Origin of the sequence: Actinomadura sp. B10D3, assembly GCF_039871695.1 — a bacterium.
GTDB classification, from domain to species: domain Bacteria; phylum Actinomycetota; class Actinomycetes; order Streptosporangiales; family Streptosporangiaceae; genus Spirillospora; species Spirillospora madurae.
In genome coordinates this window covers 1-18,635 of record NZ_JBDPLY010000013.1, presented here as the reverse complement: position 1 = coordinate 18,635, position 18,635 = coordinate 1, and the positions used below count along the sequence as shown (strand labels likewise).

General features: G+C 71.5%; 17 protein-coding genes and 2 tRNA genes. 14 read left to right on the top strand and 5 right to left on the bottom strand.

What is annotated here, in order from left to right; translation table 11 throughout:
* Positions 1–168 precede the first annotated feature (168 nt).
* The 3 genes from ABGB11_RS20245 (at position 169) to ABGB11_RS20235 (ending at position 2,349) form a co-directional block, all read left to right on the top strand.
* The gene (locus ABGB11_RS20245) at positions 169–969 is read left to right on the top strand and encodes an enoyl-CoA hydratase-related protein (RefSeq protein ID WP_347634994.1); all 801 of its coding nucleotides are present in this window, start codon (positions 169–171) and stop codon (positions 967–969) included.
* A gap of 181 nt (positions 970–1,150) precedes the next feature.
* Positions 1,151–1,696, top strand: coding sequence for a M48 family metallopeptidase (locus tag ABGB11_RS20240; RefSeq protein WP_347634993.1), 546 nt, complete (start codon positions 1,151–1,153; stop codon positions 1,694–1,696).
* Positions 1,693–2,349, top strand: a complete 657-nt coding sequence (locus ABGB11_RS20235) for a hypothetical protein (protein ID WP_347634991.1) — start codon at positions 1,693–1,695, stop codon at positions 2,347–2,349. Before ABGB11_RS20240 ends, ABGB11_RS20235 begins: the two co-directional genes overlap by 4 nt.
* Before the next feature lie 21 nt (positions 2,350–2,370).
* Here ABGB11_RS20235 and ABGB11_RS20230 read toward each other — a convergent pair whose 3' ends face one another.
* The 3 genes from ABGB11_RS20230 to ABGB11_RS20220 all read right to left on the bottom strand — a co-directional run bounded on the left by ABGB11_RS20230 (position 2,371) and on the right by ABGB11_RS20220 (position 4,768).
* Positions 2,371–2,892 carry an NUDIX hydrolase gene (locus ABGB11_RS20230; protein WP_347635417.1) on the bottom strand — a complete coding sequence of 174 codons (522 nt, stop codon included), beginning with the start codon at positions 2,890–2,892 and terminating at the stop codon, positions 2,371–2,373.
* A 266-nt stretch (positions 2,893–3,158) separates the two neighbouring features.
* Positions 3,159–3,335 (bottom strand): hypothetical protein, encoded by a 177-nt coding sequence (locus tag ABGB11_RS20225; RefSeq protein WP_347634989.1) that lies wholly within the window; start codon positions 3,333–3,335, stop codon positions 3,159–3,161.
* Positions 3,332–4,768 carry a zinc-dependent metalloprotease gene (locus ABGB11_RS20220; protein ID WP_347634987.1) on the bottom strand — a complete coding sequence of 479 codons (1,437 nt, stop codon included), beginning with the start codon at positions 4,766–4,768 and terminating at the stop codon, positions 3,332–3,334. Before ABGB11_RS20220 ends, ABGB11_RS20225 begins: the two co-directional genes overlap by 4 nt.
* An 89-nt stretch (positions 4,769–4,857) precedes the next feature.
* Between ABGB11_RS20220 and ABGB11_RS20215 the strand changes: the two genes are divergently transcribed.
* On the top strand, positions 4,858–5,940 hold the full coding sequence (locus ABGB11_RS20215) for an NAD-dependent epimerase/dehydratase family protein (RefSeq protein ID WP_347634985.1): 1,083 nt from the start codon (positions 4,858–4,860) through the stop codon (positions 5,938–5,940).
* A gap of 22 nt (positions 5,941–5,962) precedes the next feature.
* Here ABGB11_RS20215 and ABGB11_RS20210 read toward each other — a convergent pair whose 3' ends face one another.
* The gene (locus ABGB11_RS20210; protein ID WP_347634983.1) at positions 5,963–8,887 is read right to left on the bottom strand and encodes a UPF0182 family protein; all 2,925 of its coding nucleotides are present in this window, start codon (positions 8,885–8,887) and stop codon (positions 5,963–5,965) included.
* Between the two features lie 118 nt (positions 8,888–9,005).
* Here ABGB11_RS20210 and ABGB11_RS20205 point away from each other — a divergent pair, with 118 nt between their 5' ends.
* From ABGB11_RS20205 to ABGB11_RS20175, 7 genes are all read left to right on the top strand, one after another.
* Positions 9,006–9,536: a PPA1309 family protein gene (locus ABGB11_RS20205; protein WP_347634981.1), complete on the top strand. Its 531-nt coding sequence runs from the start codon at positions 9,006–9,008 to the stop codon at positions 9,534–9,536.
* A gap of 32 nt (positions 9,537–9,568) precedes the next feature.
* Positions 9,569–10,018, top strand: coding sequence for a molybdenum cofactor biosynthesis protein MoaE (locus ABGB11_RS20200; RefSeq protein ID WP_347634979.1), 450 nt, complete (start codon positions 9,569–9,571; stop codon positions 10,016–10,018).
* Positions 10,019–10,045: 27 nt separating this feature from the next.
* Entirely contained in the window at positions 10,046–11,095 is a 1,050-nt protein-coding gene (locus ABGB11_RS20195) for a PDZ domain-containing protein (RefSeq protein WP_347634977.1), read from the top strand.
* Between the two features lie 51 nt (positions 11,096–11,146).
* Positions 11,147–11,220, top strand: a tRNA-Met gene (locus tag ABGB11_RS20190).
* 353 nt (positions 11,221–11,573) lie between these two features.
* Positions 11,574–12,107 (top strand): dihydrofolate reductase family protein, encoded by a 534-nt coding sequence (locus ABGB11_RS20185; protein ID WP_347635414.1) that lies wholly within the window; start codon positions 11,574–11,576, stop codon positions 12,105–12,107.
* A 95-nt stretch (positions 12,108–12,202) separates the two neighbouring features.
* On the top strand, positions 12,203–13,780 hold the full coding sequence (locus ABGB11_RS20180; RefSeq protein WP_347634975.1) for an acyl-CoA synthetase: 1,578 nt from the start codon (positions 12,203–12,205) through the stop codon (positions 13,778–13,780).
* A gap of 75 nt (positions 13,781–13,855) precedes the next feature.
* Positions 13,856–14,605: an NUDIX domain-containing protein gene (locus ABGB11_RS20175; RefSeq protein WP_347635412.1), complete on the top strand. Its 750-nt coding sequence runs from the start codon at positions 13,856–13,858 to the stop codon at positions 14,603–14,605.
* Here ABGB11_RS20175 and ABGB11_RS20170 read toward each other — a convergent pair whose 3' ends face one another.
* Entirely contained in the window at positions 14,606–15,697 is a 1,092-nt protein-coding gene (locus ABGB11_RS20170; RefSeq protein ID WP_347634973.1) for a helix-turn-helix domain-containing protein, read from the bottom strand.
* Between the two features lie 115 nt (positions 15,698–15,812).
* Here ABGB11_RS20170 and ABGB11_RS20165 point away from each other — a divergent pair, with 115 nt between their 5' ends.
* The 3 genes from ABGB11_RS20165 to ABGB11_RS20155 all read left to right on the top strand — a co-directional run bounded on the left by ABGB11_RS20165 (position 15,813) and on the right by ABGB11_RS20155 (position 18,519).
* Positions 15,813–16,721, top strand: coding sequence for a proline dehydrogenase family protein (locus ABGB11_RS20165; protein WP_347634971.1), 909 nt, complete (start codon positions 15,813–15,815; stop codon positions 16,719–16,721).
* A 15-nt stretch (positions 16,722–16,736) separates the two neighbouring features.
* Positions 16,737–18,368, top strand: a complete 1,632-nt coding sequence (gene pruA / locus ABGB11_RS20160) for an L-glutamate gamma-semialdehyde dehydrogenase (protein ID WP_347634969.1) — start codon at positions 16,737–16,739, stop codon at positions 18,366–18,368.
* 77 nt (positions 18,369–18,445) lie between these two features.
* Positions 18,446–18,519, top strand: a tRNA-Met gene (locus ABGB11_RS20155).
* Positions 18,520–18,635 lie beyond the last annotated feature (116 nt).

Sequence of the window (18,635 nt, the reverse complement as noted above, 5' to 3'; positions counted from 1 at the left end):
CCATTGTCGACGATGCACTGTCGTTCACGCCACAACCAAGCGCAAGTATCGGCTTTGTCAAACCGTACGGAACGCCGTGACCTGGGCGAATGCTGTAAGTGTGCGCTTTCTCACGCGGCGCCGGGGGCGGCCGGGGCGCGGCGGGGCGGGCACGGTACGGTGCCAGCCATGTCCGACACGCCTGATGACGCGCTGCTGGTCGAGCGCCGGCCCGACGGGGTCGCCGTCCTCACGCTCAACGATCCCGATCGCCGCAACGCGATGTCGGACGAGCTGACCGCCGCGTGGAAACGGACCATCGCGGAGCTGCGCGAGGACACCGGCCTGCGGTGCGTCGTGGTGACCGGCGCGGGCAGCGCGTTCAGCTCCGGGGGCAACCTCTCCTGGCTCGCCGACACCGGGGCCGTCGCCGTCCCGCCGCTGCGCGACCGGATGCTCGGGTTCTACCGGACGTGGCTGGCGATCCGCGATCTCGAGGTGCCGACGATCGCCGCCGTCAACGGGCACGCCGTCGGCGCCGGCCTGTGCCTCGCGCTGGCCTGCGACCTGCGGTACGCGGCGGACGACGCCAAGCTGCTCGCCCCGTTCACCGCCCTGGGGTTGCACCCCGGCATGGCCGCGACCTGGCTGTTCCCCGAGGTCGCCGGGCTGCCGCTGGCCCGCGAGATGCTGCTGGCCGGACGCGTCCTCACCGGCGCCGAGGCGGCGGAGCAGGGCCTGGTCAACCGGGCCTTCCCGCGCGCCTCCGTGCTCGGCGAGGCGATCGGCGTCGCCGAGCGGATCGCCGCGCAGGCGCCGATCGCGACCCGGCTCACCAAGGTCGCGCTGTCGAACGGCGGCCACCGCGACATGGAGTCGGCACTGCGCTGGGAGTCGCTCGCGCAGCCGGTCACGATGTCGTCCAGGGACATGCTGGAGGGGCTCGCCGCGCAGCGCGAGAAGCGCAGCCCGAATTTCACCGGCGAGTAAAGGCGGGCATGCCGATCAAGCCCTCTGCAGGGTTTAGGGAACCCTCGAAGAACTGTCAAAAACATAGGTGTTGACCTGCGGTAACGTCAAACACCCCCTGTGGCGGACGCAAATTTTCGAGTACGGTTCTGGCGTGCCCCCAAACGTTGAGGTCCGCCGCAGCGCCAGACGCAGGCGAACCGTGTCCGCCTACCGTGACGGCGACAAGGTGGTGGTGATGGTTCCGTCCAGGCTGAGCAAGGCCGAAGAGGAACAGTGGATCGCGACCATCCTCAGCCGGCTGGAGGAGCGGGAACGCCGCCGGCGGCCGACCGACGCCGACCTTCAGGCGCGGGCCCGCGAGCTGTCCCGCCGCTACCTGGACGGCCGCGCCGACCCGGTCAGCGTCCGCTGGGTCGCCAACCAGCGCGCCCGCTGGGGATCGTGCACGCCCGACGACGGCACCATCCGGCTGTCCACCCGGCTGCGCGGCATGCCCGGCTGGGTCGTCGACTACGTCCTGGTGCACGAGCTGGCGCACCTGCTCATCCCCGGGCACGGCGCCGACTTCTGGGAGCTGGTCGGCCACTACCCGAAGGCCGACCGCGCCCGCGGCTACCTGGAGGGCGTCGCCGCCGCCGCGCACCTGCCCCTCGAAGCCGACGGCCACGAGGACGACGTCACCGGCATCCACCACGGCGACGCCCTGCACCCCGGCGACGACTTCCCGCACGAGGCCGCCGGGTGACCGAGGCCCCCGGCCCCACGGCGCGTTTCGCCGCGGTGTTCGCCCGCCCCGCCCCGGCCCGCCCGGCGCCGCCCGGGATCGACCCTGAGGAGTTCCGGCTCGCGCTGCTGGAGGACACCTACGAGGTCGTCGCCGGGCTCGAACTCGTGACGTCCGCCCTCGTCCTGGACCCGCCCGACCAGCCGGACGCCGAGGCCGTCACCTGGCCCGGCACGCCGATCCTCCGCGAGTCCTCCCCGGCCGGGGCGTTCGCGGCCCTGCACGCCCTCGGCGCCGGCGCCGCCGCGCTGGTCGCGCCGGACGCCCCCGACCTGCCGCCGCTGCTGATCGGCAAGCTCTTCCGCGCGCTCGGCTCCGCCCCGGCCGCCGCCTGCCGCGCCGAAGGCGCCGATTCGGGCGGACACGGCCTGGTCGCCCTCGCCGCCCGCCTCCCGCTGCCCGCATGGCTGGCCACCGCCCTGCTGGACGTCGATCTCGACACCCCCGACGCGCTCACCCGGCTCCGCGCCGCCGCCCCCCGTCCCGGCTCGGTGCCGCAGGGACCCGCCTGGCATCGCCTCCGCACCCTCGACGACCTGCGGCTTCTCGACCCCGGGCTGGAAGGGTGGGAGAACACCCGCGCCCTCCTGGAAGGCCATCCGCTCGGCCGCTGACGGCGGCCCGCACCGGACGCCTCAGCAGCTCTGCGGAACCGCCCTGGCCACCAGCCGCCGGACGGCCTCGTCGGCGGACTCGGGCAGCTCGTCCACCGGGAACCAGCGGAGATCGTCCGACTCGTCCGACACGGCGGGCCGGGCCCCGGGCGGGGCGACCGCGACGTACTGGACGTCCAGGTGCCAGGTGCCCTGCGGATGGCAGCGCACCTCGTGCCGGTCCAGCTGGACGGGCTCGGGCAGCAGCCGCAGGCCCGGGATGCCGGACTCCTCGGTGGCCTCCCGCAGCGCCGCGCCCGCGAGCGACAGGTCGCCGGACTCGCAGTGCCCGCCGAGCTGGAGCCACGCCCTGATCTTCGAGTGCAGGGTCAGCAGCACCCGGGTGCGGGAGTCGTCGAGGACGGCGGTGCTGGCCGTGATGTGCCCGTCCGCGCACTCGCGCCACAGGCCGTCCGCGGGATGCTCCTCCAGGTGGCGCAGGAACCGCAGCCGCAGCCGCTCCTGCGGGTCGTCCGGCGCCTGCCAGGACGACAGCACCCGCACGGCGTCCCTGTACAGGAACCCCGGCGTCAGCGACCACGAACCGGGCGCGTCCGGGGACCGGAGCACGGCGCCCTCGTCGGGCTCCGCGGACGGCTCGACCGGTCTCCGCCGCCGATCGCCGGGCGCCGGCGCGGGCGGCTCCGCGTCCGGAGTCCGGCGGACGGGGCCCGCGGCCGGCGAACCGTCGCCGGGCAGGTCGGAGGCCGGAGGCTGCCGGTCCGGCGGCCGCGCGTCCGATCGCTTGCGGCCCCGCCGCGACACCCGCCTCATGCGCGGCCGACGCGGGGATAGCGGGAGTTGTCGGGACGGCGGCGGCGGCGCTCCTGGTCGATCGGCCGCTGCCAGCACAGGCTCGCGCGCGCGATCCGCCGCCTGATCACGCTCGTGGACGAGCCCGGCTCGTACCGGCAGCCGCTCACGCGCGACGGACGGGACCTGCTCATGCGCGCGGCCCGCCGTCGCCGTCCGGGCCCTCGGCGCCGTCGCCGGGCTTGCCGTCATCCGGCCCGCCGTCGTCGGGCTTGGCGTCGTCGGGCTTGGCGTCGTCGGGCTTGGCGTCCCCGGGCTTCGCGTCGTCGCCCGGCTCCTTGGTCAGCTTGGACAGATCGAGGTCGGACAGGCCCTCGATCTCGTCGTGCCCGTGGACGAACCCCTCGGGATCGTCGAGGTCGGACGCCGTCGGGAGCAGGTCGGGATGGTCCCAGATCGCGTCCCGGCCCTGGGTGCCGCGCGCCTCGGTCAGCGACCGCCACAGCGCCGCCGCCTCCCGCAGCCGCCGCGGCCGCAGCTCCAGGCCGACCAGCGTCGCGAACGTCCGCTCCGCCGGGCCGCCGGTCGCACGGCGCCGCCGCACCGCCTCCGCCAGCTTCACCGACCCGGGCAGCCGGCCCTCCGCGGCCTCGTTCACGACCGTGTCGACCCAGCCCTCGACCAGCGCGAGCGTGGTCTCCAGCCGCGCCAGCGCCGCCTTCTGCCGCGGCGTCTCCTCCGGCTGCAGCTGGATCTCGCCGCCGAGCGCCTCCTGGATCGCCTCCGGGTTGCTGAGGTCGAGCCCCTGGACGGCCTGCTCGATGCCCGACAGGTCGACGGTGATGCCGCGCGCGTACTCCTCGACCGCGCCCAGCAGATGCGAGCGCAGCCACGGGACGTGGGTGAACAGCCGCTGGTGCGCCGCCTCGCGCAGCGCCAGGTACAGCCGCACCTCGTCGCCGGAGACCTCCAGCCCCTCGCCGAACGCCTCGACGCCGGCGGGCAGCAGCGCGCCGACGCCGTCCGGCGCCAGCGGCAGCCCCACGTCGGCGGAGCCGGTCACCTCGCGGGCCAGCGCGCCGAGCGCCTGCCCGGCCTGGCCGCCGACCATCGCCCCGGCCATCTGCTTGACCATCCCGATCAGCGGGCCCGCCATCGCCTGCACGTCGGCGGGGATCTCGCCGCCGCCGAGCGCGCCGCCCATCGACTCGACCATGCGGGACGCGATCGGGTCGCACACCTTCGCCCACACGGGAAGCGTCTGCTCGATCCACTCCGACCGGCTCCACGCCTGCGGCGTCCGGATGCCGGCCGGCAGCGTCGTGCGCTCGTCCAGCCACAGCTCGGCCAGGCGCAGCGCCTCCTCGACCTGGCGGCGCTCGGTGTCCACCACCGACGGGTCGCCCTGCTCCACCACCGAATGCCGGGCGATGTTCTTGGCCAGATCCCAGTTCAGGGGGCCGCCACCCGCGCCGCCCGCACCCTGCGCGCCGATCATGTCGGCGAACCGGTGCAGCATGTCGGCGAACTGCGCCATGTCGCCGCCCATGCCCTTGAATGGATCCTGGGGCCGGTCGTCGTCGTCACCGTTGCCGGGACGGTTGAAGCCGAACGGAGTGTCACTCATCGGTTTGCCCCTGGGATGCATGATGGGCTCATATCCGCAACGTTAGCCGGTCCCGGCAAGGTCGCGTACACAAGGAAGGGGGCACCTCCGTGGCAACGGGCAAGGTTCGCCCTCGGCGTAGCAAGGGCCCGGTCGTCGCCGTCACCGGCGCGGGCACCGGCGCGGGGCGGCTGCTGGCCGCCCGGCTCGCCGAACGGGAAGAGATCCGCAAGGTCGTCGCCATCGACGGGCACCGCGGCGACGTGCCCGGAGTCACATGGCGTGTCGTCGACATCCGCGACCCGCTGCTGTCGGGACGGCTCTCCGACGTGGACGTGATCGTCAACCTCGACATCGAGCACTCCCCGGACGTGGACCCCCGGGAGCGCCGCACCCACAACGTCCGCGGCGCGCAGACCGTCGTCACCGCCGCGGCCGCCGCCCGCGTCCGCCGGGTCGTGCTCGTCACGTCCGCGATGGTGTACGGGGCCGGGCCCGACAACGAGGTGCCGCTCGACGAGGACGCGCCCCTGCTCGCCGAGGCCAGTACCTCCATCGCCGGCGACCACCTGGAGATCGAGGAGCTGGCCGCCGCCGCGCCGCTCACCCACCCGGGGCTGGACGTCACCGTCGTGCGCCCCGCCGCGCTCGCCGGGCCCGGCGTCGACACCGTCATCACCCGGCACTTCGAGTCGCCCCGGCTGCTGTCGGTCAAGGGCAGCACGCCCGGCTGGCAGTTCTGCCACATCGAGGACCTCGCGTCCGCCCTCGACGTCGTCGTCACCGGCGAGGTGGCCGGGCCGGTCGCGGTCGGCTGCGAGGGCTGGCTCGGCCCCGAGGAGGTCAGCGAGATCACCGGCAAGCGGCCCATCGAGCTGCCCGCCGCGCTGACCTTCGGGATGGCGCAGCGGCTGCACCGGCTCGGCATGACCCCCGCCCCCGCCACCGACCTGCACTACGTCGCCTACCCGTGGGTCGTGGACTGCGCGCGGCTGCGGGCCGCCGGCTGGAAGCCGATGTACGACAACGCCGCCGCGCTCCGCGCCGTGATGGAGGAGACCGCGGGACGGCACGCCGTCGTCGGGCGCCGCGTCGGCGGCAAGGAGGCCACCATGGCGACCGCCGCGGGCGCGACCGTCGCCGCGATCGGCGCCGCCGCCGCGATCCGGCGCGCCCGCAAGCGCCGCCGGTAGGCCGGGCCCCCGGCCCACCGGCTCAGTCCGACGGCGGCGTGGCGCTCGGCGAACCCGACGGCGACGGCGAACCGGACGGGCTCGGGGTCGCGCTCGGCGAGGGGCTGGGCGCCGCCTTGCCCGCGGCCGCCAGCGCCGCCTGCGCGTCCTTGATCCGCTTCCAGGCGTCGCCCATGCCGGGATAGTCGCCCTTCTTCTGGGCGTTCTCGTAGTCCGTCACGGCCTTCTGCAGGTCGGCGATCGCCTTCTGCGCCGCCGCGCTCAGCTGCTCGGACGGCGGCTGCCCGGACGGCGGCCCGGTCGGGTTGGACGGCGCCGTGCTCGCCCCGCCGAGGACCTGCTTCAGCGCGTCCTCCAGCGTGTCGGCCGCGGCGATGCTCTCCCCGTACCGCACCAGGATCTTGCCGAGGATCGGGTACGGCTGCTGCTCGGAACCGCCCGCCGCCTTCGTGTACATCGGCTCGACGTACAGCAGGCTCCCCCCGAAGGGGATCGTCAGGAGGTTGCCCGGGACGGTCTTCGTCCCGCCCTGTCTCAGGTAGAACAGGTCGTTCTTCACCTTCGAGTCCGTCTCGAAGGAGTTCTGCACCTGCCCCGGCCCGGAAGGCTGCGCGTTCCGCGGCATCTGCAGGATCTCGATCTGCCCGTAGTCGCGTCCCGGCGTCGACCCGACCGCCATGAAGGCCGCCAGCTGCGGGTTGCCCCGCGGGTTGAACACCGTCGTCAGCGAGAACGACGACGCGTCCTGCCCCGGCATCCGGATGCTCTGGTAGTAGGGCGGCTGCCGCTTGCCCTTGGCGCTCGGGTCCTGCGGGACCTCCCAGAAGCCCTCGCCGTTGTAGAACGCCGACGGGTCCGTCACGTGGTACTTCGTGAGGACCTTCCGCTGCACCTTGAACTGGTCCTGCGGGTAGCGGAAGTGCGACTCCAGCTCCGGCGGGATCGACGAGCGCGGCTGCACCGTCCCGTCGAACACCTTCATCCACGTCTTGGTGATGGGGTCGTTCTCGTCCCACTGGTACAGGTGGACGGTGCCGTCGTAGGCGTCCACCGTCGCCTTCACCGAGTTCCGCAGGTAGTTGATGTGGTCGTTGGCCTGCCGCGCCACCGCCGACCGCGTGTCGGTGATCGTGTCGCGGGTGGCCTCCCCGAGGCTCATCTCCTCCGAGTACGGGTAGCTGTTGGACGTCGTGTAGCCGTCCACGATCCACAGGATGCGGCCGTTCACCACCGCCGGGTACGGGTCGCCGTCCGGCGTCAGCCACGGCGCGGCCTTCTGCACCATCTCCCGCGGCGACCGGTCGTAGAGGAGCTTGGCGTCCTTGTTGATCGCACCCGACAGCAGCAGGTTCTTGTCCCCGAACTTCGCCGAGTACAGCAGCTTGTGCAGGAACGAGTCGATGGGAACGCCGCCCTGCCCGTCGTAGGTGTTGCTCTGCTGCCCCGACTGGCTGTTGTCCGGGTAGTTCAGCTCCTGCTGGCCGCGCCCGCCGACCACCGAGTACCGCGGTGACCGCTCCCCGAAGTAGATCTCCGGCTGCGCCACCCTGATCTGCTGGTTCGGGGACGCGGGCATGTCCCGCGTGATGAAGCTCGGCTCCCGGGACGCGAACCGGTCACCGAAGGCGGACACGAACCCGTAGCCGTGCGTGTAGACCATGTGGTCCTTCACCCAGCTGCGCTGCCCCGCCGGAGCCCCGGACAGCTCCCGCAGCGCCACCACCGTGTCGACCGGCTTGCCGGCCACCTGGTAGCGGTCCACGTCCAGCGTGTCGGGGAACCGGTAGAACGGGCGGATCCGCTGCAGCTGCTGGAACGTCTCGCCCACGACGTTCGGGTCGAGGACGCGCACGCCGCCCAGCCTGTCGGCCTCCTCCTGCAGCTTCTTCTTGTCGGTCACCGGCTGCGACCCGTACGGGACGACCCTCGCCCCGTCCACCCCGTAGGCCATCCGGGTGTACTTGATGTTGCGCTCGATGTACCGGCGCTCCTTGGCCAGCTGGTCGGGCTTCACCTGGAACTGCTCGATCAGCAGCGGGTACACCCCGCCCAGCAGGATCGCCGACAGGACCAGCAGCGTGAACCCGACGCCGGGCAGCATCATGCCGCGCCGCAGCAGGTTGCTGAAGAACATCCCCGCGCACAGCAGCGCGATCACGAACAGGATCGTCTTCGCCGGCAGCAGCGCGTTCACATCGGTGTAGGCCGCGCCCGTCGCCACGCCCCGCTCCGAATGCACCAGCCCGTACCGGTCGAACCAGTACGCGACCGCCTTCAGCAGGATGAACACGCCGAACAGCACCGACAGGTGCGCCCGCGCGGGCGGGCTCGCCTTGTCGCCCGGCCCCTGCAGCCGCAGCCCCCCGTACAGGTAGTGCACCATCACCGCCGCGATGATCGACAAGATCACCGTCGCGAAGACCACGCCGAGGACCAGACGCAGGAACGGGTACGTGAAGACGTAGAACGACACGTCCTTGTGGAACTGCGGATCCTCCACACCGAACGGTGTGCGGTTCAGGAACGCCAGCCACACCGGCCACTGGCCCGCCACCGACGAGCCGGTCAGCACACCGAGCAGGCCGAGCAGCGCGCCCGAGATCAGGCGCCGCCGCGGATCGATCACCGCCCGGTACCGCTCCAGGCCCTGCTGCTCGACCGACAGCGGCCGGTACGCCGGGCGCAGCCGGTACGCGACCAGCACGTTCGCGCCCACCACCGCCGTCATCAGCAGCCCGGCGCCGAAGAAGAGGACGAGTTTGGCCTGCAACTGCGTCGTGTAGACCGAGGAGAAACCGATCGATCGATACCAGAGCAGATCCGTGTACATGGTCGTGAAGACCATGAAGACGACCAGCAGCACGGCCAGCGCCACCAGAACCGGCAGCGCGAGCCGGGTACGTCCGGAACCGAGCCGGCGCCCGAAACCGGGAGTCCGGAAGGTCAAGAGGCCCCTCCGATCGAGATCTCGCCCACCGGCCGCCCGCCGGTGCTGTAGATGCAACTTACCGACTGGCACGGGGGTTCCCGCATTCGTCTTGCCCGGAAGGGGGAAAGATGGGCCCGTGAGTCTTCTGGAAGAAGTCGTGCTGGACCTGGAACGTCATTCGGCTCAGGAGGGCTGGGACACCGCCCCCCGCCTCTACGCCCTCGTCCGCAGCACCGAACTGCGCCGCGCCGAACCCGACCTCGCCGACCAGCTCGGCCTGAACCCCGACGCGGACACCCTCGCCGCGCTCGAACAGCCCGCCCTCCCCGACAGGGACACCGTCGAGGACGCCCTCGCCACCATCGCCTGGCCCGACGCCGTCGAAGGCTGCGCCCTCGTCATGGAACGCGTCGTCCTGCCGCCCGGCGCCGAGGACGAGATACCCGAGGACGAGGCCGAGGCCGCCGCCTACGCCGCGTCCCACCCCGGACGCGAGGACGTGCGCATGGTCGTCGGCGTCCTGCGCGACGGCGCCCGGCACTCCGCCCTCCGGCTCCGCCGCCACGACGCCGACGACGAGGTCCTCACCGGTCCCGACCTCGTCCCCGCCCTCGCCGAGGCCCTCGCCGGCACCCTCGAACCTGACGAACCGGGCACGCACTCGTAGGAGCGGCCCCGCCGCGAGGTAGCCTGCGGAACGTGAGCCACAGCGCCCCGCAGACCGGCGGAGACGTCATCAGGCTGATCGGCGTCCGGGACACCCCGCTGTCCGTCGACGAGGTCTACGCCGCCGTCGGCGCCCCCGGCGCCGGCGGCACCGCCCTGTTCGTCGGCACCGTCCGCGACACCGACCACGCCCGCGCCGTCACCGCCCTCGCCTACAGCGCCCACCCCACCGTCGAACGCGAACTCCGCGCCGTCATGGAGAAGGTCGCCGCCGACTTCCCCGTCCTCGGGCTCGCCGCCCTCCACCGCGTCGGCGACCTGGAGATCGGCGACATCGCCGTCGTCGTCGCCGCGTCCTGCCCCCACCGGGGCGAAGCGTTCGACGCCTGCCGGCGCCTCATCGACGACCTCAAGGCCACCGTCCCCATCTGGAAGCACCAGACCTTCGCCGACGGCGGCGACGAGTGGGTCGGAGCCTGCTGAGCGCCCGAACCGCATAGAGTTTCCGGCATGTCTCGTCGTGCCACCACGCTCAGCGTCGCGAGCGTGCTCGTCCTCCTGCTCGCCGTCATCGGCTCCGTCATGCGCGTCCCCTACGTCGCGCTGATGCCCGGACCGACGCGCAACACCCTCGGCACCGACGACAAGGGACAGCCCCTCATCAGGATCGAGGGCCGGCCGACCTACCCGGTCTCAGGCAACCTCAACTTCACCACCGTCACCTACCGCGGCGGACCCGGCGGCCGCATCGACCTGTTCACCGCCCTCCGCGGCTGGATCGCCGGCGACACCGCCATCGTCCCCGAGGAGACGATCTTCCCCAAGGACGAGTCGCCCAAGCAGGTCGACCAGGAGAACACCCAGGCGATGCGGGACTCCCAGCAGAACGCCGAAGCCGCCGCCCTCCACCAGCTCCGCATCCCCGTCACCACCCGCGCCGTCGTCGACGGCGTCCAGAAAGGACGCCCCGCCGACGGCGTCCTCAAACCCGGCGACGAGATCACCGCACTCGACGGCGCCGCCGTCACCAGCGTCTCCCAGATCACCGGCGCCATGGCCAAACACAAGATCGGCGACAGCGTCCGGGTCACCTACAAGCGCGCCGGCACCGAGCAGAAGGCCACCCTCAAGACCGTCGCCGACCCCACCGGCAAGCGCGCCGTCGTCGGCATCGTCCTCTCCGACCAGTACAGGTTCCCCTTCAAGATCGACATCAGCATCGGCGACATCGGCGGCCCCTCCGCCGGCCTCATGTTCTCCCTCGCCATCGTCGACAAACTCACCGAAGGCCCCCTCACCCGCGGCGCCTTCATCGCCGGCACCGGAACCATCACCCCCGAAGGCCAGGTCGGCCCCATCGGCGGCATCCAGCAGAAGATGATCGCCGCCCGCCAGGCCGGCGCCACCATCTTCCTCACCCCCAAGGACAACTGCGCCGACGCCATGAACGCCCGCCCCGACGGCCTCCGCCTCGTCCGCGCCGACACCCTCGACTCCACCCTCAAAGCCATCGACGCCCTCAACACCGGCCAGGGCGCCGTCCCCGCCTGCACCAAATGAGCCGCACCCGTCCCGACCACCCCGCCCCATGCCATAGACTTGAGACATCACCGCGGGGTGGAGCAGTTCGGTAGCTCGCTGGGCTCATAACCCAGAGGTCGCAGGTTCAAATCCTGCCCCCGCTACGGGTCCTGGGGTCCCCTTGGTCGCTGGCTTTGCCGGCTCCCCGAGGGGGCCCTTCGCATTTCTCCCGGGGGACGATCCCCCGGAGCCCCCTGTGCCTCCGCCATCCCCCGACCGCCCGCCCCTGGGGCTGCGCCCCTAGACCCCCGCTTTTGGGGGCGGGGCTTGCTCCCTGCGTGTCTGCTGGTGCGCTCTTCCCTTGTTGAACGACACGGGGGCCAAGGTTTCGGACGTTCTTGCTCGTGTTGCTGGCTGCGCTTGGTGCTAGGCCTGAAGGTGAAGTCACGGCTGGGGAGGTTCCCGCCAGGGTGGATTCGCTTCTCAGGAGGCAGGGGTGTCCAAGTCTGTGCTCGACATGTCGGTGTCGTTGGACGGGTACGTCGCCGATTCCGATGACTTTCTTGGGGGTGAGGACGGGCAGCGGCTGCATGCGTGGGCTGATGTGCGGTCCGAGACGGTCGCGGCATTCCAGGACGAGTGGAAAGCGGCCGGTGCGCTCGTCGCCGGGCGGCGGACCGCCGAGTTGATGGATCACTGGGGCGGCGATCACGGGGGTGTTCCGATCTTCGTGCCCAGTCACCGGCCGCCCGGTCCGGCCGCGCGCTGGGGATACCCGCTGGTGACGTACGTGAACGACGGGATCGAGAGCACGATGGCGCAGGCCAAGGCCGCCGCCGGAGACCGGGACGTGCAGGTGCGCGGCGCGTACACGGGGCAGCGCGCCATCGAGGCCGGGGTGCTGGATGAGGTGCAGATCCACCTGGTCCCGGTGCTGCTCGGCCGCGGGCGCCGGCTGTTCGACGTCCTGACGTCGGAGGCCGAGCTGGAGATCGTCCACGTGATCGATACCCCTGAGGCCACGCACGTCCGCTATCGCGTCCGGCGGTGACCGCTCCCCCCTTTCGGGGGTGGTGAGGGGGGTGGTGGGTGCGGTTAACCTCTCTCCCGAACGCCCTCACCTGGGGGTTTGACGGAAGGGGCATCGTGGGCGTCGACTCGGTCGCTTGGGCTCGGCAGCACGCCGTGGGGGATCTGCTGCATCGGACGGCGCGGCGGTATCCCGGGAAGCTTGCTGTGGTCAGCGGGGACCTTCGGGTTACCTACGCGGAGTTCGACGTTGCTGTGAATCGGGCCGCGCATGCGTTGGCGGAGCGGGGGCTGCGGAAAGGGGATCGGCTCGCGCTGCTCAGCCACAACTGCTGGCAGTACGCCGTGTTCGCGTTCGCCACCGCCAAGCTCGGCGTCGTGCTCGTGCCCGTCAACTTCATGCTGAACGCCGAGGAGATCGCCTACATCGTCGAGCACTCCGGGGCGTCCGGGATCATCGCGGAGGACGCGCTCGCCCCGACCGCGGAGAAGGCGCTGGCCACTGCCGGGGTCGAAGGTGGCGTGCGCGGGTGGATACCGCTGTCGGGGGCGGCTCCTGCTTCCGGGTGGGAGGACGTCGACGCCTGGTGGAAAGCCGGGCCCGAGACCGCGCCGGACGTGCTTGTCGGGGACGATGATCCGCTGCGGCTCATGTACACGTCGGGGACCGAGTCGCGGCCCAAGGGCGTCATGCTGTCCAGCCGGTCGCTGATCAGCCAGTACGTGAGCTGCGTCATCGACGGGGAGATGGCCGCGGACGACGTCGAGGTCCACACGCTGCCGATGTACCACTGCGCGCAGCTCGACTGCTTCTTCTCGGTCGACGTGTACCTGGGGGCCACCAGCATCATCCTGCCCGGACCCGATCCCGCGGTGCTGCTGGAGACGATCGAGCGGGAGAAGGTGACCAAGCTCTTCTGCCCGCCCACCGTCTGGATCTCGCTGCTGCGGCATCCCGACTTCGACAGGCGGGATCTGTCGAGCCTGCGGAAGGGGTACTACGGGGCCTCCGCCATGCCGGTGGAGGTCCTGCGGGAGCTGCTGCGGCGGCTGCCCGATGTGCGGCTGTGGAACTTCTACGGGCAGACGGAGATGGCGCCGCTCGCGACCATCCTGCGCCCGCACGAGCAACTGGAGCGGGCGGGGAGCGCCGGGCGGGCCGCGATCAACGTCGAGACCAGGCTCGTCGACGACGACGGTCGCACCGTGGCGCCTGGCGAGATCGGGGAGATCGTCCACCGGAGCCCGCACGCGGCGCTGGGGTACTACCGGGACGAGGAGAAGACCGCCGAGGCGTTCCGCGGCGGATGGTTCCACTCCGGCGACCTCGGCGTCATGACCGAGGACGGCTACCTGTCGGTGGTCGACCGGAAGAAGGACATGATCAAGACGGGCGGCGAGAACGTCGCCAGCCGCGAGGTCGAGGAGGCGATCTACGAACTCGACGGTGTTGCGGAGGTCGCCGTGTTCGGTATCAGCCACCCGCACTGGATCGAGGCCGTCACCGCCGTTGTCGTGCCCAAGGCGGGCGTCGAGTTGACGGTGGATGATGTCTCCGTGCACGTGCGGGAACGGCTTGCCGGATACAAGCGGCCGAAGTACGTGGTGATCGCTGATTCCCTGCCCAAGAACCCCAGCGGCAAGATCCTCAAACGCGCCCTACGCGCGCAGCATGCAGACCTCGCCGAGTCCTGACTAGTCGGGCGCGGTTCTCAGGTAGGGGAGGAGCTTCTGGACGGTCATCGCTGCATGCCATGAGGCGATGCGGTGGTGATCGTCGTCCTTGGCGGCGTCGGCCTTGTCCGAGATGCCTCGTACGACGACGCCTTGGTGACCGTGGATCTGGTGATCTTCACGGTTCGGGATGACCGGCTGCAGGTGCTGCTGATCGAGAGGGGGAAGGAGCCGTTCCTCGGGCTCCCGGCGTTGCCGGGCGGGTACGTCCGGGCGGGTGAGACCCTCGACGCCGCCGCCCGGCGGGAGTTGGGGGAGGAGACCGGGCTTGACGGGGGCCGGCTGCATCTCGAGCAGCTGCGAACATATGGGGATCCGGAGCGAGATCCGCGGGGACGGGTGGTCACCGTCGCCTATCTGGCGCTCGGGCCTGATCTGCCGGTGCCCGTGGCGGGGACGGACGCTCGGGCGGCGCGCTGGGTCCCTGTCCAGGAGGTGGGCCGCCTCGCGTTCGACCACGACGTGATCCTCCGGGAGGCGCTGGAGCGGGCACGGTCGCAGCTTGAGTACACGACCGTGGCCGCGGCGTTCTGCCGTGAGCCGTTCACCGTCGCGGACCTTCGGAGGGTGTACGAGGTCGTGTGGGATGTGGCGCTGGATCCGAGCAACTTCCGGCGGAAGGTCACCAGGGCGGAGCGGTTCCTTGAGCCGACGGGAGAGCGGCGGGTGGACACCGGGCGCCCGGCGGCACTGTACCGGCGCGGGCCGGCATGGCTGCTGTCGCCGCCGCTGCTGCGGTCGGGAGATGTGGCGCGGGCGCAGTTCTCGGCTGTCTCGTTGCGATGATCAGTCGATGTGCGGGGCGAGGGTCAGGGCCAGGTGGAGGGTCAGGCGGTCTTGGCCGTTGGTGAGGGTCAGCTTCGTCAGGTCTTCTATGCGGCGCAGGCGGTGGTAGAGGGTCTGGCGGTGGACGTTCAGGGCTTTGGCTGTCTGCTGGACGTTGCCTGCCAGGTCTAGGTAGGTGCGGGCCGTTTTGGTGAGGTCCTCGTTTTCTAGGAGGCGTTTTGTGCCTTCGGTTTGGGTTGTCTGGGTCAGGGCCTCGTCGCCCGCTGTTCGGAGGAGGCGGAGGACGCCCAATGTCGTCCAGTCGCGGGTCTCGCCGGGGGCGGCGGTGCGGGCCGCCACGCGGGCGCGGAGCCAGCCCTCGTGGACGTCGTCCAAGGTGGGGCAGGGGGAGTACAGGCCGGTCTGGACGGGGGCGTGGCGTTCCTCCAGGAGGCGGCGGGCCCTGGTGAGGGTGGTCGCGGTGTTCGTCGAGGCCGGGATGAGCAGGACGTGGTCGCGCTGCCAGACCGCGGTCAGGACCGAGTGGGGGAGCAGCCACGGGTTGAGGGGCTCGGGGCTCGGGGTCCGCAGGACGGCCACCGTGAGGGGCGGGTCGGCCGCCTTCGCGTCGGTGAGGTCGTCGGCCGCCTGGGTGCGGACGTCGGCGTGGGCGGAGAGCAGGTCCGCCACCTTGTAGCCGACGTCGTCGCGCTCCCGGACCTGGCGGGCCATGAGGAGGCCGGCGCGCTCGCAGAGGGGCATGGCCTTCGCCGCCTGGTCGCCGGTGATGCGCTCCTCGTCGTCCAGGAGCCAGAGATAGCCGTAGGTGACGTTGTTCCAGCGGGCGGGCAGGCACAGGCGGCCGAGCTGGCCGAGGGACGTGTCGGCCGGGATGCGGACCGGGCCCGTCGCGCGGGCGATGCCGTGGCGCTCGAAGCGGGCGCGGACCGCCTCGGTGGCGCGGCGGTGCAGGATCGAGGCCGTCCGGACGGGGTCGATCGTGTCGCCGTGGGCGGCGTAGGCGACCAGGTGGAAGTCGCGGTCCTCCAGGGTCGCGGGTGCACGCAGGAGGTCGGCCGCCTGTTCCACGATCTCTTGGAGGTCGGGTGCCATCGGTTCCTTCTTACATCTGTATGAAGATAGTGGCCGCTGAAAGTGGCATTTGACTATAGGGGGTTGGGGGCGTTGCTCATAGCGTGCGAAGTGTTCTTCGACGTTGGAGGCCGCCATGCTCGGTTCTGTGCTTCTCGCCGCGGCGCGTAGCGAGCGGATGCGTGATGTCGTTACCTCGGTGCCCCTGACCAGGGGGGTCGTCGACCGGTTCGTCGCGGGTGAGGACCTTGACGCCGCGCTGGACGTGGTGCGGGCGCTGTCGGAGGACGGCCTCGCCGTGACCCTCGATCACCTGGGGGAGTACACCCGGGATGTCGCCCAGGCCGTCGCCACGCGGGACGCCTACCTGCGGATGATCGCGGCGTTCGAGGAGCGGGGGCTCGCGGCGGGCGCGGACGCGTCGGTGAAGCTCTCGGCGCTCGGGCAGGCGCTACCGGGCGACCTTGCTCTTGAGCATGCGCGGGAGATCTGCGCAGCGGCGGGGCGGGCCGGCATGACCGTGACCCTGGACATGGAGGACCACACGACCGTCGACCCCACGCTGGAGATCCTCGGCAAGCTCCGCGGCGACTTCCCGTGGGTCGGGGTCGCCATCCAGGCGATGCTGCGGCGCACCGAGGGCGACCTGCGGGAGCTGGTGGGCGAGGGCTCGCGGGTGCGGCTCGTGAAGGGCGCCTACGCGGAGCCGTCCTCGGTGGCCTTCCAGAGCCGGCGTGAGATCGACCGCGCATACGTGCGGGCGCTGCGGGTTCTGATGCGGGGGGACGGATACCCGATGGTCGGGAGCCACGACCCGCGGATCATCGAGATCGCGCAGGTGCTCGCGGCCGGGAGGTCGCCCTCTTCATACGAGTTCCAGATGCTCTACGGGATCCGGACCGCCGAACAGCGGCGGCTCGCCCGGGACCACCGGATGCGCGTCTACGTCCCGTACGGGGCCGACTGGTACGGGTACTTCATGCGGCGGCTCGCCGAACGGCCCGCCAACCTCGCCTTCTTTCTCCGTTCGTTCGTCTCCCGCTAAGGAGGGTTTCCTTTCATGGACGCCGTGACCAACGTTCCCACGCCGGTGAACGAGCCGGTGCGCGGGTATGCGCCCGGCAGCGCCGAGCGGGCCCGGCTGGAGGCCAGGCTCGCCGAACTGACCGCCGAGGCGCCGATCGACCTGCCCATGACGATCGGGGGCGAGCGGCGGCTCGGCGGCGGGGCCAAGGTCGCCGTCGTGCAGCCGCACCGGCACGCGTCCGTCCTCGGGACGTTCGGCACCGCCACCCAGGACGACGCGCGGGACGCCATCGCCGCGGCGCTCGCCGCCGCGCCGGCCTGGCGGGCGCTGTCGTTCGACGACCGGGCAGCGATCTTCCTGCGGGCCGCCGACCTGCTGGCCGGGCCGTGGCGGGAGACGCTGCTGGCCGCGACCATGCTCGGGCAGTCCAAGACCGTCCAGCAGGCGGAGATCGACAGCCCGTGCGAGCTGATCGACTTCTGGCGGTTCAACGTGCACTTCGCCCGGCGGATCCTCGCCGAGCAGCCGATCAGCAGTGATGGCGTCTGGAACCGGACCGACCACCGGCCGCTGGAGGGGTTCGTCTACGCGATCACCCCGTTCAACTTCACCGCCATCGCCGGGAACCTCCCGACGGCGCCCGCGCTCATGGGCAACGTGGTGGTGTGGAAGCCGTCGCCCACCCAGACCTACTCGGCCGTCCTGCTGATGAGGCTGCTGGAGGAGGCCGGACTGCCGGACGGCGTCATCAACCTCGTCACCGGCGACGGGCTCGCGGTGTCGGACGTGGCGCTCCAGCACCCGGACCTGGCCGGGATCCACTTCACGGGGTCCACCGCGACGTTCCGGCACCTGTGGAAGACCGTCGGGAACAACATCGAGAAGTTCCGCGGCTACCCGCGCATCGTGGGGGAGACCGGCGGTAAGGACTTCGTCGTCGCCCACCCGTCCGCGGACCGCGCCGTCCTCAAGACCGCGCTCGTGCGGGGCGCGTTCGAGTACCAGGGGCAGAAATGCTCCGCCGCGTCCCGGGCGTACATCCCGCGGTCCATCTGGGACGGTGGGCTCAAGGAGGACTTGGCCGCCGAGGTCGACGCGCTCACCATGGGGGACGTCGCCGACCTGTCCAACTTCATGGGCGCGGTGATCGACGAGCGCGCGTTCGCCAAGAGCAGGGCCGCGATCGACCGGGCCCACGCCGACCCGGACGTCGAGGTCGTCGCGGGCGGGACCTACGACGACACCGTCGGATACTTCGTCCGGCCGACCGTGCTCGTCTCCGGCGACCCCGAGAACGAGATCTTCACGGATGAGTACTTCGGACCCGTCCTCGGCGTCCACGTTTACGAAGACGGCCGGTACGACGAGATGCTCGCCCAGATGGAATCGGTCGCCGCGTACGCGCTGACCGGCGCCGTCATCGCCACCGACCGGGCCGCCGCCGCGCGCACCGCCGAAGCGCTCCGGTTCGCCGCCGGCAACTTCTACATCAACGACAAGCCGACCGGCGCCGTCGTCGGGCAGCAGCCGTTCGGCGGCGCCCGCGCCTCCGGCACCAACGACAAGGCCGGATCGGTGTTCAACCTGCTCCGCTGGACGTCCCCGCGCTCGATCAAGGAGACGTTCGTCCCGTCGACCGACCACCGCTACCCCCACATGGGGTAGACGCCGTCACGCCGACCCGCCCCGCGCCCGAACCGGTTTGCCTAAGCCACCCCCGCCCAATACAGTTAAGACATCACCGCGGGGTGGAGCAGTTCGGTAGCTCGCTGGGCTCATAACCCAGAGGTCGCAGGTTCAAATCCTGCCCCCGCTACTGGTTCTGGGGTCCGTGTGGTTGCCGCTTTGCGGCTTCCCCGCGGGCCCCTTCGCATTTCTCCCGGGGGACGATCCCCCGGAGCCCCCTGTGCCTCCGCCATCCCCCACCCGCCC

What these genes read in the sequence shown, in the direction of transcription:
- ABGB11_RS20245 (WP_347634994.1), top strand. Translation starts at nt 169, where the DNA reads ATGTCCGACACGCCTGATGACGCGCTGCTGGTCGAGCGCCGGCCCGAC.
- ABGB11_RS20225 (WP_347634989.1), bottom strand. Translation starts at nt 3,335, where the DNA reads ATGAGCAGGTCCCGTCCGTCGCGCGTGAGCGGCTGCCGGTACGAGCCG.
- ABGB11_RS20220 (WP_347634987.1), bottom strand. Translation starts at nt 4,768, where the DNA reads ATGAGTGACACTCCGTTCGGCTTCAACCGTCCCGGCAACGGTGACGAC.
- ABGB11_RS20195 (WP_347634977.1), top strand. Translation starts at nt 10,046, where the DNA reads ATGTCTCGTCGTGCCACCACGCTCAGCGTCGCGAGCGTGCTCGTCCTC.
- ABGB11_RS20185 (WP_347635414.1), top strand. Translation starts at nt 11,574, where the DNA reads ATGTCGGTGTCGTTGGACGGGTACGTCGCCGATTCCGATGACTTTCTT.
- ABGB11_RS20170 (WP_347634973.1), bottom strand. Translation starts at nt 15,697, where the DNA reads ATGGCACCCGACCTCCAAGAGATCGTGGAACAGGCGGCCGACCTCCTG.
- ABGB11_RS20165 (WP_347634971.1), top strand. Translation starts at nt 15,813, where the DNA reads ATGCTCGGTTCTGTGCTTCTCGCCGCGGCGCGTAGCGAGCGGATGCGT.
- pruA (WP_347634969.1), top strand. Translation starts at nt 16,737, where the DNA reads ATGGACGCCGTGACCAACGTTCCCACGCCGGTGAACGAGCCGGTGCGC.